Here is a 17,396-nt window from a genome sequence, read left to right on the forward strand (position 1 = left end):
TGACAGGTCTAGAATGTAGACTTATACAGGTAAAGTTATCGCGCACATGGAGAGGGTATGAAACGCAAGCAATCCATCGAGCAGGTACGCTGGGACCTGGCACTTCGCTATCGCTTGATCGAGACCGTTGCCTGGTGGGAAGGCCGGCTGACCACGGGCCACCTGATGCAGAGCTTTGGCATCAGCCGCCAGCAGGCGTCGAAGGACATCAATACCTACATCACCGAACATGCGCCCAAAAACTTGACATATGACAAGCAGCTCAAGGGCTATGTACCAAGCAAGCAGTTCAAGCCGCTGTTCATCGACGACAGCGCCAGCGCCTACCTGCACCTGCTTTATCAGAACAATGAGCGGGCCCCGCACATCGACGGGCTGGCACTGGCCTATGCGCATACCCGGGTGCTGGAAGTGCCGGACCGGCCTATTCGCCCGGAAGTGCTGCGCCCCTTGCTCAAGGCCTGCCGTGAAGGTTTGCGCCTGGAAACCGAATACGTGTCCTTCAACACCCCTAACGTGGAGGTGCGCCTCATCGCCCCGCACACGCTGGTCTACACCGGCATGCGCTGGCACGTGAGGGCTTACTGCGAAAAGAACGGCCAGTATCGCGACTTCGTCCTCAGCCGCCTGCGTGGGCAGCCAGACTTGCTCGACCAATCGCCGAACACCCGCGAGCAGGATGAAGACTGGAATGTCGAGGTGCCGGTCATCTTCGAACCTGACGGGCGATTGAACGCGGCGCAGAAGGCAATCATCGAAACCGACTTCGGCATGACGCAGGGGCAATTGGTGGTGCCCAGCCGCAGGGCGCTGGTGAAGTACGTGTTGCAGCGTTACCAGATCGACCACCGCAACCTGGCAGTACTTCCCGAGGCGCAGCAATTGGTGGTGAGCAACCTCAAGGAACTGAAGCCATGGCTGTTGAATGATTGATTGTCGAATGCCGCGACGAGGGGCTCGATGCCCCCAGTCGCTGTGTCGTGGTGCCCCGCCGCACGCTTCATGATTGCCCCTCGGCCAGCAACACCTCCGGTATGGCCGGCAGCGGCCGGCTCAGCAACACGCCGACCAGCATCGCGAACAGCAGCGCCGCCACACCGGCGACCTGCAACACGGCTTCGAAGCCCCCGATGAACGCCTGGCGGGCCAAGGGTGCCACCGTTTCCCGCAACCCGGGCTCAAGCAACGCCAACGCCGCCTGCAAATCCCCCGCGGCAACCCGCGTAGCCATTGCGGCAACCTGGCCCGATTGCCCAGGCGCCACGGCAGCCATGGCCTCATACAGCAACTGCCCACTACGTGCAGCCAGCACACCACCCAACCCACCGATGGCCAGCACGATCGCCCCGAACCGCGTGGTTGTGCTCAACCCCGAAGCCATGCCGGTGCGCTCACGCGGCACGCAAGCCATGATGTTCTTCTGCGTATCGCCATTCAGCAGCCCGGCGCCAGCACCCAGCACCAGGCTGGCCAGGGCGAATCCACCGTAACCGCCCTGCTGCGTGGCCCAGGCACACAGCAGGTTACCCGCCCCGACCAATACCAGGCCGAGTGCGAACACCTGCGACGGGCTCAAGTGCGCAGCCAGGCGCATGCCCAGGCGTGGCGTCAGCAGCATGGCCACGGCAAACGGCAACATGCCCGCCCCTGCGGCCAGGGCCGACAGCTGCAGGCCGTTCTGCAAGTAAAGCGGCAGCAGGGTCATCATCACCTGGGCGCAGGCCGCGTAGGCGAACATGCCCAGCAAGGCACCAACGAAACGCCCGCTACGCATCAGCCGCAGGTCGATCATCGGCCGATCCTGGCTGCGTTCGACCATGACGAACAGGCCGAACAGGAAGGCGCTGATCACCAGCCGTCCCAGGGTTTGCGCACTGCCCCAGCCCACCTGGTTGGCATCGATCATTGCCCAGATCAGGTAACCCAGGCTGCCGGCGAAAGTCAGGCTGCCCCATGGGTCGAGCCGGGCCGCAGTGCTGTCACGGGACTCTTCGACACTGCGCAGCACCATCACTGCGAGCACTGCCACCAACGGCAGGTTGATGTAGAAGATCCAGCGCCAGCCAAGGGTGCTGGCGATCACCCCGCCCAGCAGCGGCGCAAAGGTGATGGTGGCGCCCATGCAGGCGCCCCAGAAGGCCCAGGCGCGCATGCGCTCCTGGGGTTGGTGGAAGCGGTTGCCGATCGCGGCCAGGGCCGAGGTCAGCAGCAGCGCCGCACCAACGCCCTTGGCTGCCCTGGCCAGGTCGAGGAACAGCAGGTTGGGCGCCGCGCCACAGGCCAGCGAGGCGATGCCGAACAGGGCCAGGCCGAGCAGCAGCATGCAGCGGCGGCCAAAACGGTCGGCCAGGCTGCCAGCGGGCAGCAGGCAGGCGGCAAAGGCCAGCAGGTAGGCGCTGACCACCCATTCGATATCGGCGAACGAGCCGGACAGGTCGCGGGCGATGCTGGGCAGGCTGACCGCGACGATGTTGGTGTCGAGGATGATCAGGGCGCAGACCAGGGAGGCGGTGAGCAGGGTGAAACGCGCAGAGGGCATGGTGAGGCTCCGGATGCAGGGCTGGTTGGTCAAATCGCCGGGGCTGCCTTGCAGCCCATCGCAGGCAAGCCAGCTCCTACAGGGACCGCACCGCCTTCAAGGATTGCGCAATACCTGTAGGAGCTGGCTTGCCTGCGATGGACCGCAAAGCGGTCCCCTGCAATTCCCAGGCAGCCTTTGCCGCCAAGCCACCAGCCTTGTAGTGTTGGCCTCACCATAACGCCGCCAGCCCCCAGGCTTGTTAGCCCCGGCGGCCCGCGTCATTACCCTGCAGGTAACACCCATGGAAATCCGCCATTTCCGCTACTTTCTCTGCGTCGCCCGCCACGGTCACTTCACCCGTGCCGCCGAACAGCTGGGCATCGCCCCGCCCACCCTCAGCCGGCAGATCCAGGACATGGAGCGCGAACTGGGCGTGCGCCTGTTCGAACGCAACCAGCGCGAGGTCAACCTCACCGCAGCGGGCCAGGCGCTGTTGGTCGAGGCCGAGCATGCCGTGCGCCAGTTCGATGCTGCACAACTGGGCGCGCAACGGGCGGCCCGAGGCGAAAGCGGGCGCATAGAACTGGGCTATGTGGCCTCGGCCGCGTACTCGGGCATGCTCCAGCAGCAAGTCAGCCGCTATAACGAAACCTGCCCCGGCGTACGCCTGAACATTCGCGAACTGCCCATGGCCGAACTGCCCGGCATGGTCCGCGACGGCCTGCTCGACCTTGCCTATGTGCGCTCACCGATGGAGTTGCCCGAGGAGCTCGAAGCCATCGCCTTGCACCAGGAAGGTTTCGTCCTCGCCCTGCCCGCCAGCTCGCGGATAAATGAAGTGCCGCAGATCCCGGCCTCGCGCCTGGCCAATGAAACCTTCATCCTGCCCGAACAGATCTCCGGCACGCTGGAGGTGGCCGCACAAGGTGGTTTCGTCCCGAGGCTCGGCCCCCAACCAGGCAGCCTGGTGGCGGTGATCACCCTGGTGTCACTCGGCCAAGGCATCGCAGTGGTGCCGGAATCGGTGGTGCAGCGCATCAGCCTGCCGCAGGTGAACTACCGGCGTATTGTCGACTGCCAGACCAGCTCGTGGCTTAGCCTGATCCACCGGCGCTTCGAGAAAGCGCCGGCGGCAATCAGATACATCAAGATGATGAAAGGCTGAAAAAACAAAGGGCACCCATCCACTGGTGCCCTTTGCCCTACCGCCAGGTGAACTCAATCACCCCATCGAACGCACCCCCACAGGTTGCGCATTGCCCCGCGTGGTTACGATCCCCAGGAAGGAAATCACGATCGCCAGGCCCAATGTCGAGCTCACTTCCGCCCGGTGTTCAGGCGTGAACATCATGACCGCCAGTGCTCCGCCAATGAACAGGATCACCGCCCAGGTCAGGTACGGGAACAGCCACATGCGGAACTTCAGCTCGGTGTTTTCCCGCTCCAGGCGGCGGCGCATGCGCAGCTGCGAAATGGCGATGACCATGTACACCAGCAAGGCAATGGCGCCGGAGCTGGCCAGCAGGAACTCGAACACGCCCTTCGGCGCGAAGTAGTTGAGGATGGCAATGGCCGCGCCGATCAGCGTGCTGCCGAATACCGCAGCGCGTGGTACGCCGACCTTGGAGGTCTTGTTGAGCATGGCCGGTGCGTCACCGCGCTTGGCCAGCGAGTACATCATCCGCGAGGCAATGTAGATCGAAGAGTTCATGCAGCTGGTCACTGCCACCAGCACCACCAGGTCGACCATGAAGGCCGCGTTGGGGATGTTCATGATCTCCAGCGCACGCTGGTAGGAACCCACCACCGCCAGCTGCGGGTCGTTCCACGGCACCACCGAAATGATCACGAAGATCGACAGGATGTAGAAGGTGCTGATGCGCCAAATCACCGAGCGAGTGGCCTTGGCGATGTTGCGCGACGGGTCGCTGGATTCGGACGCGGCGATGGTCACCGCTTCGGTGCCGATGAAGCTGAACATCACGGTGATGAACGCACCAACCACGGCCGACCAACCCTTCGGCGCGAAGCCGCCGTGCTCGGCCATCAAACTGCTCAGGCCGCTGACCTCGCGGTTGGGCAGCCAGCCCATCAGTGCGGCGAATCCCAGGCCGATGAAACCGAGAATGGCCGTGACCTTGAGAATGGCGAACCAGAACTCGAACTCACCGTACTTGGCCACGCTGAACAGGTTGGTACCAGCCAGCAGCAGCACCGAAGCCAGGGCGAATATCCAGCTGTCCACCTGCGGGAACCAGGCGTTCAGCACATGCCCGGCGGCCAGTGCTTCGATCGGGATTACCAGTACCCAGAACCACCAGTACAGCCAGCCGATGGTGTAGCCGGCCCAGCGGCCGATGGCCTGCTCGGCGTAGGTGGAAAACGATCCGGTGTCCGGGTGTGCCACGGCCATTTCGCCGAGCATGCGCATGACCAGTACCACCAGGGTCCCGGCCACGAAATAGGAAATTATGGTAGCTGGCCCGGCTGCCGCGATGGCGTGGCCAGAGCCGACGAAAAGTCCGGCGCCGATGATGCCGGCGATGGACAGCATCGTTACATGACGTGGCTTGAAACCTTGTGCAAGGTTGCCATCAGATCCCACGGTGTTCATTGATGTTGTTCTCTTTTTGCTGACACAAGGATGGACGGGCAGGTGTAGGCGAAAATATCTCCTTTGAAATCAATAAGTCGACACGTTACTCGCGCTCTGTTGTTGATATTTGGCACGCGTCACAGAGCAACGTGTCAGTGCAGGTCGGGCTTCATTTAAGCCCCGCAGGGCTGTGGGAAATTACACGAGAACGCCCCGGAACTGTTCGATCACGACAGGGCATTTCCATGAACGCCAGATGTCGCGAATGGCATGCCCGATCGCGTCACCAGGCCGTCTGGAGCTTTTGTTTTTCATTTGGGTGTGTTTGTGGCTGTACTGGCCCTTTCGCGGGCTCGCCCGCTCCCACAAGTACTCCACGCCCCTCAAACCTGTGGTGTACCTGTGGGAGCGGGCAAGCCCGCGAAAGGGCCGGTGCAGGCATCACCACTTTCTGCCAGCCACAAAAAAGCCCCGGTCTCCCGGGGCCTCTGTTGCCAGGCGTCTGCCTACGCCTGCCCGGTACGCTCGAAGCGTCGGGCCAGCAACAGGTAAGCGAGGATCCCCAGCACGCCATGGGCGGCCACGAACCAGAGTGCGTTGTGGAACGAGCCGGTGCTGGCCACCACATAACCGATCACCAACGGGGTGACGATACCGGCGATGTTGCCGATGCCGTTGAACACGCCACCGCACAGGCCAACCATCTTCTTCGGCGCCACATCCGACAACACCGCCCAGCCCACCGCCGCCAGGCCCTTGCCGAAGAAGGCCAGGGTCATCAGGGCGATCACTGCGGCATTGCCGTCCACATAGTTGGCCAGCACCAGGCTGGTGGACAGCCCCATGCCGATGATGAACGGGGTCTTGCGCGCCCTGGACGGGTGCACGCCACGGCGGATCAGCCAGTCGGACACGAAGCCACCGAGAATGCCACCGGTAAAACCGCAGATTGCCGGCAACGCGGCCACCCAGCCGGCCTCCATGATGGTCATGCCACGGCCCTTGATCAGGTAGATCGGGAACCAGGTGATGAAGAAGTAGGTGAGCGCGGTGATGCAGTACTGGCCCAGGTACACCGCCCACAGGTTACGGCTGGTGAACAGTTGCGCAAGCTCGGCCCGGGTCGGTTTGCTCTTGGCGGTCTTGCGTTCCTTTTCCAGGTCGACCAGGGCGCCGCCTTCACGCATGTAGTCCAGCTCTTCGGGGCTCAGCCCTGGCGCACTGTGCGGCTCGTGGTACAAGCGGAACCACACCACGCTAAGCGCCAGCCCCAGCACGCCCATCCAGATGAACACCTGCTCCCAGCTCAGCGCATGGGTCATCCACGCCATCAACGGTGCGAACACCACCACGGCCATGTACTGCGCCGAGTTGAACAGTGCCGAGGCGGTGCCGCGCTCGCGGGTGGGGAACCAGCAACTGACGATGCGCGAGTTGGCCGGGAAGGCCGGCGACTCCACCAGGCCCAACATGAACCGCATGGAGAACAGCGCCACGGCGGCGGACACACCAGCCAGGCCCATCCAGCCCACGGTCCCTTGCAGCAGGGTGAACAGCGACCAGAGGATCAGGCTGATGCCGTAGACCCGGCGGGCGCCGAAGCGGTCGAGCAACCAGCCGCCAGGTACCTGGCCCAGGGCGTAGGCCCAGGCGAAAGCAGAGAAGATCATGCCCAGCATGACCGGGTCCAGGCCGAGGTCCTTGAGCACCTCGGTGCCGGTAATCGACAGGGTGGCGCGGTCGGCGTAGTTGATGACGGTGATGACGAAGATCAGTGCCAGGACCAGGAAGCGATGGCGACCGATCCCGGCCACGGCCTGCGGTGCGGCGACGGCGGATTTGCTGTTCATGTGGACCCTCTTGCTTCTCGGTGGAAGCGATTGTTCTTGTGCGGAGAAGGTGTGGCCCTTGGGGCCTGGTGTTGCCTGTACCGGCCTCTTCGCGGGCTTGCCCGCTCCCACAGGTGCTGCACAAACCTCAGGACCTGTGGTGTCCCTGTGGGAGCGGGCAAGCCCGCGAAAGGGCCTTAGGGGTGGATCACCCGATTCGGCGGCATCTCACCCCGGAAGCAAGCCTCCAGGTTGAGCAAGACCATGCGCCCCATTTCCAGCCGGGTTTGCAGCGTGGCGCTGCCTCGATGTGGCTGCAGAACGACCTGGTTCAGGTCACGCAGCGCCGGCGGCACATGCGGCTCATCGACAAACACATCCAGCCCAGCCCCGGCAATGCGCTGCTCACGCAATGCCTCGACCAGCGCGTCCTCATCGACCAACTTGCCGCGCGCCACATTGACCAGGTACCCCCCCGGCCCCAGTGCATCGAGCACTTCGGCCGTCACCAGCACCTGGCCGCCATCGGCGGCAGCTGCAACCACCAGCACATCCACCGAGCGCGCCAGCTCGACCAGGTCGGCCTCATAGCGGTAGCCGGTTTCTGGTTGCTCGCGCCGCCCGTTGTAGGCAATGCGCATGTCGAATGCAGCGGCACGCCGAGCGATAGCCTTGCCCACCTCGCCAAGCCCGACGATGCCCAGTTCGATACCGCTGACCTTGCGCGCCAATGGCAGGTCGACCTTGCCCCACAAGCCATCACGCACCAGCCGCTCACCCTCGCCCAGGCGGCGCAAGGTGCCAATGATCAAGCCCATGGCCAGGTCGGCCACATCGGCGGTGAGCACGCCCGGCGTAGTGGTGACATGGATGCCGCGGCTGGCCGCATGGCGCAGGTCCACGGCATCGGTGCCGATGCCGCTGATAGCGATGATCTCCAGCGCGGGCAGTTGCTCCATCAGCTCATTGGACAGGCCCTTGGCACCGCCTGTAACCACACCACGAATGCGCGGGCCGGCTTCGTCGAGCAACTGTTGCGGGTTGGAATGCTGATACAGGCGATGTACCCGATAGGCGCTGACCAGCCGGGCATCGATGGCCTCTGGTACTGGCTGGGTCAACAGCACTTCGATGGGGTTTTCGTTCATGGTGGGCATCCGGCAGTTCGAAGACATGACTCGATGCTAGGCCGGCATTTGATACAGGTCTAATATAGATGCTGGATCGAATAATTCAGGAATTGAATCATGGAGCTGCATCAGCTGCGCTGTTTCGTGGCCGTGGCCGAAGAGCTGCATTTCGGCCGCGCCGCCACCCGCCTGCACATGACCCAACCGCCCTTGAGCCGGCAGATCCAGTTGCTGGAACATGCCCTCGGCGTGTTGCTGCTCGAGCGTAACAACCGCCAGGCGCGGCTGACCCTGGCGGGCCAGAGCTTTCTCGAAGACGCCCGTCGCATCCTGCAGATCGCCGAGTCGGCCAGCCAGTCGGCGCGGCGCATCGCTCATGGCGAAGCGGGCCGGTTGACCCTGGGTTTCACCGCTGTGGGTGCCTACAGCATGATCCCGCGCTTGCTGGTGCATGCCGGGCAGGCGCTGCCGGACATCGAACTGGTGCTCAGCGAACGCGTCTCCAGCACCCAGGTGCATGACTTGGAGGCAGGGCTGATCGATGTTGGCCTGGTGCGCCAGGTGCTGCCCAGCGCGCGTGTGGAGTACCTGCCGATCCACCGCGAACCCTTCATCGCCGCCCTGCCCGCCGGGCATGCGCTGGTGGCACGTGAGCGGCTCAGGCCGAGCGATTTCGATGAACAACCATTCGTGATGTACAGCGCCAACGAAGGGCGCTACTTCCATGACCGCATCGCCAACCTGTTTGCTCGACATGAGGTGCAGCCGCGGTACCTGCACCAACTGGGGCAGACTCACTCGATACTGGGGCTGGTCAATGTGGGGCTGGGCTGCGCGGTAGTGCCGGCCTCGGCGCAGGCATTGCGCCTGGAGCAGGTGGTGTTCAAGCCATTGGTGGGGATGGAGCAGCAGGCGGAGATTTTCCTGGCGTTCTGCCGGGATAACCCCAACCCGGTGCTGGGGGCATTCGTGGCGATGGCGCGGAAGTTTTTCGAAGCAGGTTGATTTGTGCCTGCCTCTTCGCGGGCTCGCCCGCTCCCACAGGATAAATGCAGGCCTGGAGCCTGATGCAGTACCTGTGGGAGCGGGCAAGCCCACGAAAGGGCCAGCAGCCTCAACGCACCAGGCAAGGCCGCTTGTTATCGAAGCTCCACCCCGGAATCAGGAACTGCATTGCCACGCTGTCATCCCGCGCGCCCAACCCCATGTTGCGGTAGCACTCATGCGCCTTGGCCAGCTGGTCTTCATCCAGCTCCACCCCAAGCCCCGGCCGCGCCGGCACGTGCACATGCCCGTCGACGATGCGCAGTGGTTCGCGGGTCAGGCGCTGGCCGTCCTGCCAGATCCAGTGGGTGTCGATCGCAGTGATTTCACCCGGCGCCGCAGCCGCCACCTGGGTGAACATTGCCAGCGAGATATCGAAGTGGTTGTTGGAATGCGAACCCCAGGTCAGCCCCCAGTCGTTGCACATCTGCGCCACCCGTACCGAACCCTGCAAGGTCCAGAAGTGCGGGTCGGCCAGCGGAATGTCCACCGACTGCAACTGGATCGCATGGCCCATCTGCCGCCAGTCGGTAGCGATCATGTTGGTGGCGGTGGGCAGGCCGGTGGCACGGCGGAACTCGGCCATCACCTCACGGCCCGAGTAGCCGTTCTCGGCACCGCACGGGTCTTCGGCGTAGGCCAGCACATCGTGCTTGTCGCGGCACAGGGCAATGGCCTCCTTCAATGACCAGGCACCATTCGGGTCGAGGGTGATGCGGGCTTCGGGGAACCGTTCGGCCAGCGCCGTTACCGCTTCCATCTCCTCCTCGCCGCGCAACACCCCGCCCTTGAGCTTGAAGTCGCTGAAGCCATAGCGCGCCTTGGCGGCCTCGGCCAGGCGCACCACCGCGTCCGGGGTCAGGGCCTTTTCATGGCGCAGGCGGAACCAGTCGTCCTCGGCATCGGCTTCGTTGCGGTAAGCCAGGTCGGTCTGCTGGCGGTCGCCGATGTAGAACAGGTAACCGAGCATCTTCACCGCCTCGCGCTGCTGCCCCTCGCCCAGCAGTGCCGCCATCGGCACGTTCAGGTGCTGGCCGAGCAGGTCGAGCAGCGCCGACTCGATGGCCGTCACCGCATGCACGGTGATGCGCAGGTCGAAGGTCTGCAGGCCGCGACCAGCCGAGTCACGGTTGGCGAAGGTCTGGCGCATGGCATTGAGCACGCGCTGGTAATGGCCGATCGGCTGGCCGACCACCAGGCTGCGGGCGTCCTCCAGTGTCTGGCGGATCTTCTCGCCGCCCGGCACCTCGCCCAACCCGGTATTGCCGGCGCTGTCACGCAGCACCACCACGTTGCGGGTGAAGAACGGGCCATGGGCACCACTGAGGTTGAGCAGCATGCTGTCGTGCCCGGCGACGGGGATCACGCGCAGATCAGTGACCACGGGGGTGCTGGTGTGAAGGGTCTGCATGTTCATGGTTGTTGTCTCGCAGTCATCAATGGCTCTGACCCAGGGCCGAAGGGGCCTTGAGGTCATCGGAAGGGACGCCCTTTGGGCGAGTGCGTACGAAGAAGATGGCAATGGCCGCCAGCACCGAGGTCACCGCCAGGCCGTACAGGCCGCCCTGGATCGAACCGGTCTGCTGCTCCAGCAGGCCGAAGGTGGTGGGGGCGACGAAGCCGCCGAGGTTGCCGACCGAGTTGATCAAGGCGATCACCGCAGCGGCGATGCGGGCATCCAGGTAGCCCTGCGGGATCGGCCAGAACAGTGACGACGCCGACTTGAAACCGATGGCCGCGAAGCACACCGCGACAAAGGCGAACACCGGCCCACCCGTGGTGGACATGAACATGCCGATGGCAGCGATCACCAGCGCACCTGCGACCCAGGCCTGCTGGAACTTCCAGCGCGCCGAGCCGGCGGCGAAGGCATACATGGCCAGGATCGAGATCAGCCACGGGATCGAGTTGAAGAAGCCGACCTGCAGGTCGCTGAGGTCACCCATGCGCTTGATGATGCTCGGCAGCCAGAAGGTGGCGGCGTAGATGGTCAGCTGGATGCAGAAGTAGATCAGGCAGAACAGCAGGATCTGGCGGTCCTTGAGCAAGCTCCAGGCCGATGGCCTGACCGCGCCGACCGCTTCGCGCTCAAGCTGCTCGCGATCGATGGCGCCCACCAGTGCTTCCTGCTCGGCCTGGCTCAGCCACTTGGCGTCCTGCGGCCTGGAGTCGAGCCAGAAGAACACGAAGAAGCACAGCGTCACCGAGGCCATGCCTTCGATGAACAGCATCCACTGCCAGCCATGCATGCCCAGGCCCTGGATCTGCATCAGCGCGCCGGCCAGCGGCCCGGAAATCAGCGACGCCAATGCCGAGCCGCTGAGGAAGATGGCAATTGCCTTGCCACGCTCGGCGGCCGGCAACCAGCGGGTGAAGTAGTAGATCACCCCGGGGAAGAAGCCCGCTTCGGCAACGCCCAGCAGAAAGCGCAGCACATAGAACTGGGTTTCGTTCTGCACGAAGGCCATGGCTGTGGCCACCAGCCCCCAGGTGAACATGATGCGGGTCAGCCACAGCCGTGCGCCGACCTTCTGCAGCAGCATATTCGAGGGCACTTCGAACAACGCGTAGCCAATGAAGAACAGGCCGGCGCCAAAGCCATAGGCCGCGGCGCTGATGCCCAGGTCGCTTTCCAGATGGGGGCGGACGAAGCCGATGTTGACGCGGTCCAGGTAGTTGACGATGAACATGATGACGAACAGCGGCAGGACGTGGCGCTTGACCTTGGCCACGGCGCTGGCCAGGGCGTCGCCTTCATTCCGGGCAGACGGAGCGAGGGTATCGTTCACTTGCGGATCTCCCACTAATTGTTTTTGTGCGGGTCGAGGTTGTCTGACATGGCAGTGGGGAGGAGCATATGCGCAGCGCAGTTGTACGACAAGATCAACAACATCGGCAAAATCACAAAATACAAGCTACTGCAAAGCCAATATGCGTCGATCTTGCAAAAACAGACAAACTACTCGCTGGCTTGACCGCTGGAAAAATCGGCAAGAAATATTTTTATCGATTAACTTGTCGTACAAGCACAACAACAATCGGATCACACCATGGCCACCGAACAAGCCCACAAACGCGGCCACAGCCGTGCCCATGACCTGGTCTCCAGCCTGACCCAACAGATCTTGCTGGGTACCTTCAAGCCAGGCGACAAGTTGCCCTCGGAAAACAGCCTGGTGCGCGAGCATGGGGTCAGCCGCACCGTGGTCCGCGAGGCCCTGTCGAAATTGCAGGCTTCGGGGCTGGTGGAGCCACGCCACGGTATCGGTACGTTCGTGATGGAGCGCCAGGCCCAGGCCGGCCTGCGCATCGCTGCGGAAAGCGCGGCGAATGTGCGCGACCTGCTGGAGCTGCGCATCGGCCTGGAAGGCCAGGCCGCCGCCCTGGCCGCGCTACGCCGTGACGAGGGGCACCTGAGGCGCATGCGCCAGGCGCTGGATGACTACCAGGACCTGGCCGCCGCCGGCGACAGCTGCATCGAGGCCGACCGGCGCTTTCACCTGTTGATTGCCGAGGCCACTGGCAACCTGTACTTCACTGAAATGCTGTTGCAGCTGGGCAACGGCCTGATCCCGCGCAACCGCATGGCCCTGGCCGAACGCAGCGGGGCGAAGTTGGCGCGGCAGGCGTACCTGGCCAACCTCGAGCATGAGGCGATCCTCAATGCCATCCGCCGGCAGGACCCGGACGCGGCGCGGGCAGCGGTGTGCCTGCACCTGTCCAATAGCCGCGACCGACTACTGCCCGAACAGGTCTGACACGATCCCCTGTAGGAGCGGCCTTGTGTCGCGAAGGGCTGCACAGCAGCCCCTCGATTTCAGCTACAGAATTGCAGGCCGGGGGCCGCTTTGCGGCCCTTTCGCGACACAAGGCCGCTCCTACAAAGAGAACCGCATCAGGCCCTGTTACCAGGTCAGGCAGATCTTGCCGAAATGCCGATTGCTCTCCTGATAACGGAACGCCTCGACGATCTGTTCCAGCTCGAAATGCTTGTCCACCACCGGCCGCAGGCCGTTGGCATCGATCGCCCGCACCATCGCCTGCTGCTGGGCGCGGCTGCCCACCAGCACGCCTTGCAGGCGAATCTGCCGCACCAGCGCCTGCACCAGCGGCAACTGCCCGGCCACACCGGTGAGGATGCCGATCAACGACACATGCCCACCAATGCGCGCGGCAATCATCGATTGCTCCAGCGTCGCCGGGCCACCCACTTCGATTACATGGTCGACACCGCGGTTGCCGGTCAGCTCGCGCACTTTCTCACCCCACGCCGGGGTGCTCTTGTAGTTGATCAGGTGGTCGGCACCCAGGGCCTTCAGGCGCTCCAGCTTGGCGTCGCTGGACGAGGTGGCGATCACCGTCGCGCCGGCCAGCTTGGCAAACTGCAGGGCGAAGATCGACACACCGCCCGTGCCCTGCACCAGCACCGTATCGCCGGGCTTGAGGTGGTCGTCGCTCATCAACGCACGCCAGGCCGTGAGACCGGCCGTGGTCAGCGTGGCAGCTTCAGCATGGCTGAAGCCCTTGGGCGCCAGGGTGAAGGCGGTGGCGCGAGCGGTGACCTGTTCACGGGCGTAACCATCGATACCGTCGCCGGGCACCCTGGCGAAGCCTTCCACATTGGCCTGGCCGTCGAGCCAGTCGGGGAAGAAGGTACTGACCACATTGTCGCCGACCTGGAACTCGGTGACGCCGCTACCCACCGCGACCACTTCGCCAGCGCCATCGGCCATGGGGATGCGCCGCTCGCTCGGGCCCCACATGCCGCTGACAACGGCGAAATCGTGGTAGTTGAGAGAGCTGGCGTGCAGGCGCACGGTGATTTCGCCGGCCTGAGGTGCGAGAGCCTCGCTGGTACCGACCTCGACCTTGTCGTAGCCGCCGCCGGGTTTTACGTAGATGGCCTTGCTAGTCATGGATAGGTCTCCGTTCAGGGAATAGATTGGGGTTCAGCATAGACAGGTCCGGCCTCTTCGCGGGCTTGCCCGCTCCCACAGGATCTTCACCACCCTCAACAGCAGTGCAGTACCTGTGGGAGCGGGCAAGCCCGCGAAGAGGCCCGCACAGGCGACACAAAAACTCAGCCCAGCATCACCTTCAATGCCCGGCAATCGGCCGCATGCCAATCCACAAGCTCCGGCCACGGATTGTCCGGCAGGTTCACCAGCACCGTGCGCGCCCCTGCGGCCCGCCCACAGTCCAGGTCAAACCGGTAATCCCCCACCATCACCAGCTCACCCGGTGCCACACCCCAGGCATTGGCAATCTTCAGCAGCCCATCCGGGCTTGGCTTGGGCGCTGCTTCGTCACGCCCCAGAATGTGCTCCACCGGGAAGCAGTCCGCCAGGCCGATGGCCTCCAGCGTCACATGTGCCAACTCACGGGCATTGCGGGTCAGAATGCCCAGCCGGCAACCACGCTGGGCCAGTTCGCGCACCAGCTCCACCGCCCCGGTGGCCGCCGTGGAGGCAATCGCCAGGTCACGCTCGTGCTCCAGCAGCCAGGCATGCTTGGCCGCCGCCTCGTCCGCCGGCAAGGCTGCCAGGTGGGTGAGGATGTCGTGCTCGGCCGGGATATCCAGCGCTACGCGGATGGCGGCAAAATCGTGCACGGCCACGGTCAGGGTGCCGTCCATGTCGAACACCCAGTTGCGCACCTCGCCCAGGCTCATGCCCAGTCCTTGCGATGGCGAATCAGGCCTTCTTGGCACGACGACGCCACCAGTTGCCCGGCCTGGTTGAAGATGCTGCCGCGGCAGAAGCCACGGGCATTGCCCGCCCAGGGGCTATCGGTGGCGTACAGCAGCCACTCGTCGGCACGCAGGTTGCCATGGAACCACAGCGAATGGTCGAGGCTGGCGATCTGCATGTCACGCTGCCACACCGATTTGCCATGGGGCAGCAACGCAGTGGTCAGCAGGCCGAAGTCCGAGGCGTAGGCCAGCATGTATTTGTGCAGGGCGGGGATATCGGGCAGGTTGCCATCGGCGCGGAACCAGGCGTACTTCACCGGGTCGCCAGGCTGGGGGTTGAACGGGTCGCGCTCGGTGACCGGGCGGATCTCGATCGGCTTGGCGCACAGCACCTTGTCGCGAATGCGTTCGGGCAACTGGTCGGCCATGGCCCGGGCCAGCTCGACTTCAGTGGGCAGGTTCTCCGGGCCGACCACCTCGGGCATCTGCGCCTGGTGCTCGAAACCTTCCTCGTCGTACTGGAACGAAGCGCTGCAGGTGAAGATCGGCTGGCCCTTCTGAATCGCAGTCACCCGCCGGGTGCTGAAGCTGCCGCCATCGCGCACGCGGTCCACCGAATACACCACCGGCAGGCTGGCATCGCCAGGGCGCAGGAAGTAGCCGTGCAACGAATGCACATGGCGTGCATCCTCGACCGTCTGGCTGGCCGCCGACAACGATTGGCCCAGTACCTGCCCACCGTACAGCTGGCGGAAGCCCAGGTCCTGGCTGCGGCCACGGAACAGGTTCTCCTCGATGGACTCGAGGCTCAACAGGTCGACCAGGTCGTCCAACACATGACTCATCGGGGGTTCTCCTAGCAAGGCAAACAGGTCTCTACAGCACTCTTATGAAGGCAAATGATACAGGGTTTGTCATTCGCGCCGGGCATGGCCATGCATTCAGGCGCGCAGGGTACGCTCCCAGTGTGCGCGGTCGATGCGGTACAGCACATGCGGGCGCAGCGGATGGCCCACGGGCAGACGGGGGTGTTCGAAACTGCCACTCAGGTCCTGCTGCATGCCGATGGCCTGCATGACCTTCTGCGAGGGCAGGTTGCTCTCGCTAGTGAACGACACCACTTCCTCCAGGCGCAATTGGGCGAAAGCACAGCGCAGGCATGTCCACGCCGCCTCGCTGGCGAAACCCAGGCCCCAGTGGCGGCGTGCCAGGCGCCAGCCGATCTCCACCGCCGGCGCAAAATCGGCATCGAAGCCCACGTGCAGCAACCCGGTCATGCCGATGAAGGCACCGCTGTCCTTGCGCTCCAGGGCCCACAGGCCAAAGCCGTACTCATTGAAATGCCCGCGCACGCGGCCGATCAGCGCGGCTGCCTCCACGCGCGTCAGCGGCGCCGGGAAGTAGCGCATCACCTGCGGGTCGGCACACAGGGCGGCGAACTCGCGCAAGTCGTCGTCGTGCCATTGGCGCAGCACCAGCCGCGCGCTTTCCAGTTGCAGGATAGGGGTCATCGGGCGTGCTCCGGTTTTACCGTCTTGCAGTTTACAGCGTAGGCGCGGGTGCAGGTTTCACCCAGCCGGCGCAGCCGAATGCAATTTTCACACGCCCTTCACCGCCCCCCGACAGGCCTGTTGGCAGGATGCCAGCCAATACCGCCGCGCCAGCCGCGACCATGCCAACGGAGCAACGCATGCTATCGAGCAACACCTTGGGGCACCCAGCCATCCACGCCCGGCGCAAGCGACGCCTGACCCGCAAAGCCCTCGGTGCCGCCCTTGGCCTGTGCATGGTCGTGGCGGCGTTGAGCACCTGGCTGGCGACGAGGACGCACATCGTGGACCTTGGCAACGAACGACAATTGAGTGACAGCGGCCTGCTGCAGGACTGGGCCGACGGTGCGGTGATCGTGATGATCCGCCACGCCGAGCGCTGCGACAGCGCCCCCGGCCCGTGCCTGGACGACCCCACCGGCATCACCGTGCCCGGCAGCCAGGCTGCCGGACGTGTTGGCCAAGGGCTGCACCAGCTGGGCCTGAACAACGCCGATATGCTCAGCAGCCCGAAACTGCGCACACGGCAAACCGCGCATTTCATACTTGGCCAGGCGGTGGCCAGTGAGGACTGGCTGGAAAGCTGTGACAGCCAGTTCGCCAGCGAAGCGCTGGCACACAAACGACCGGGGCATAACCTGGTGCTGGTGACCCACAACGGCTGCATCGACCATTTTGCCCGCCAGCAGAAAGTTGCGGGGGGCGAGCGTGAGAGCGGCTATGCCAGTGCGCTGTTCGTTTCGGTGGATGGCAATGGCAAGACGCGCATCCTCGGCCGCCTGAACGAGCCGGACTGGCAACGGGTGCTGGCCAGTACCACGAAATAACGCCCCCTCATGGCAAACACGCCCTGTAGGAGCGGCCTTGCGTCGCGAAAGGGCTGCGCGGCAGACCCGGCAGTTTGTGCATTTGCGCTGATACCCCGGGGCTGCTGCGCAGCCCTTTCGCGACGCAAGGCCGCTCCTACAAAGGCCGGCGCTGGCCAGGAGATTGATGCCAGGCAGGTTCTCCCACAGCAGTCTCCAGCCATGGCA

General features: G+C 64.2%; 15 protein-coding genes. 5 read left to right on the forward strand and 10 right to left on the reverse strand.

Going from position 1 to position 17,396, the window contains the following annotated elements; all coding sequences use genetic code 11:
• The first annotated feature begins 57 nt into the window (after positions 1-57).
• Entirely contained in the window at positions 58-933 is an 876-nt protein-coding gene (locus tag C163_RS22725; protein WP_025340723.1) for a WYL domain-containing protein, read from the forward strand.
• Positions 934-1,000: 67 nt separating this feature from the next.
• Here the strand turns inward: C163_RS22725 and C163_RS22730 are convergent, their stop codons facing one another.
• Entirely contained in the window at positions 1,001-2,539 is a 1,539-nt protein-coding gene (locus tag C163_RS22730; RefSeq protein WP_025340724.1) for an MFS transporter, read from the reverse strand.
• A gap of 283 nt (positions 2,540-2,822) precedes the next feature.
• On the opposite strand from C163_RS22730, the gene C163_RS22735 reads away from it, so the two are divergent.
• Complete coding sequence (locus C163_RS22735; protein WP_025340725.1) at positions 2,823-3,686, forward strand: LysR family transcriptional regulator; 864 nt, start codon at positions 2,823-2,825, stop codon at positions 3,684-3,686.
• 57 nt (positions 3,687-3,743) lie between these two features.
• Here C163_RS22735 and gabP read toward each other — a convergent pair whose 3' ends face one another.
• The 3 genes from gabP to C163_RS22750 all read right to left on the reverse strand — a co-directional run bounded on the left by gabP (position 3,744) and on the right by C163_RS22750 (position 8,094).
• Positions 3,744-5,135: a GABA permease gene (gene gabP / locus C163_RS22740; protein WP_003258117.1), complete on the reverse strand. Its 1,392-nt coding sequence runs from the start codon at positions 5,133-5,135 to the stop codon at positions 3,744-3,746.
• A 488-nt stretch (positions 5,136-5,623) separates the two neighbouring features.
• Positions 5,624-6,967 (reverse strand): MFS transporter, encoded by a 1,344-nt coding sequence (locus C163_RS22745; protein WP_025340726.1) that lies wholly within the window; start codon positions 6,965-6,967, stop codon positions 5,624-5,626.
• 176 nt (positions 6,968-7,143) lie between these two features.
• Positions 7,144-8,094, reverse strand: coding sequence for a 2-hydroxyacid dehydrogenase (locus C163_RS22750; RefSeq protein WP_025340727.1), 951 nt, complete (start codon positions 8,092-8,094; stop codon positions 7,144-7,146).
• 99 nt (positions 8,095-8,193) lie between these two features.
• Here C163_RS22750 and C163_RS22755 point away from each other — a divergent pair, with 99 nt between their 5' ends.
• Complete coding sequence (locus tag C163_RS22755) at positions 8,194-9,081, forward strand: LysR substrate-binding domain-containing protein (protein WP_081742322.1); 888 nt, start codon at positions 8,194-8,196, stop codon at positions 9,079-9,081.
• A 109-nt stretch (positions 9,082-9,190) separates the two neighbouring features.
• Here C163_RS22755 and gudD read toward each other — a convergent pair whose 3' ends face one another.
• Both gudD and C163_RS22765 read right to left on the reverse strand, forming a co-directional pair.
• A complete protein-coding gene (gene gudD, locus C163_RS22760; RefSeq protein ID WP_015271908.1) occupies positions 9,191-10,537 on the reverse strand; it encodes a glucarate dehydratase in 1,347 nt (448 codons plus the stop codon).
• Between the two features lie 19 nt (positions 10,538-10,556).
• The gene (locus C163_RS22765; protein ID WP_025340729.1) at positions 10,557-11,909 is read right to left on the reverse strand and encodes an MFS transporter; all 1,353 of its coding nucleotides are present in this window, start codon (positions 11,907-11,909) and stop codon (positions 10,557-10,559) included.
• 261 nt (positions 11,910-12,170) lie between these two features.
• On the opposite strand from C163_RS22765, the gene C163_RS22770 reads away from it, so the two are divergent.
• On the forward strand, positions 12,171-12,878 hold the full coding sequence (locus C163_RS22770) for a FadR/GntR family transcriptional regulator (RefSeq protein ID WP_025340730.1): 708 nt from the start codon (positions 12,171-12,173) through the stop codon (positions 12,876-12,878).
• A 147-nt stretch (positions 12,879-13,025) separates the two neighbouring features.
• Here the strand turns inward: C163_RS22770 and C163_RS22775 are convergent, their stop codons facing one another.
• From C163_RS22775 to C163_RS22790, 4 genes are all read right to left on the reverse strand, one after another.
• Positions 13,026-14,036, reverse strand: a complete 1,011-nt coding sequence (locus C163_RS22775) for an NAD(P)-dependent alcohol dehydrogenase (RefSeq protein WP_025340731.1) — start codon at positions 14,034-14,036, stop codon at positions 13,026-13,028.
• A 164-nt stretch (positions 14,037-14,200) separates the two neighbouring features.
• Positions 14,201-14,791, reverse strand: a complete 591-nt coding sequence (locus C163_RS22780) for an HAD family hydrolase (protein ID WP_025340732.1) — start codon at positions 14,789-14,791, stop codon at positions 14,201-14,203.
• Complete coding sequence (gene tesB, locus C163_RS22785) at positions 14,788-15,657, reverse strand: acyl-CoA thioesterase II (protein WP_025340733.1); 870 nt, start codon at positions 15,655-15,657, stop codon at positions 14,788-14,790. The genes C163_RS22780 and tesB overlap by 4 nt, the downstream gene beginning before the upstream one ends.
• A gap of 96 nt (positions 15,658-15,753) precedes the next feature.
• Entirely contained in the window at positions 15,754-16,323 is a 570-nt protein-coding gene (locus C163_RS22790) for a GNAT family N-acetyltransferase (protein WP_025340734.1), read from the reverse strand.
• A gap of 179 nt (positions 16,324-16,502) precedes the next feature.
• Between C163_RS22790 and C163_RS22795 the strand changes: the two genes are divergently transcribed.
• Complete coding sequence (locus C163_RS22795) at positions 16,503-17,189, forward strand: histidine phosphatase family protein (RefSeq protein WP_025340735.1); 687 nt, start codon at positions 16,503-16,505, stop codon at positions 17,187-17,189.
• The last annotated feature ends 207 nt before the right edge of the window (positions 17,190-17,396 follow it).

The sequence above is a fragment of the Pseudomonas sp. FGI182 genome (genome assembly GCF_000511325.1).
Taxonomy (GTDB): Bacteria; Pseudomonadota; Gammaproteobacteria; order Pseudomonadales; family Pseudomonadaceae; genus Aquipseudomonas; species Aquipseudomonas putida_Z.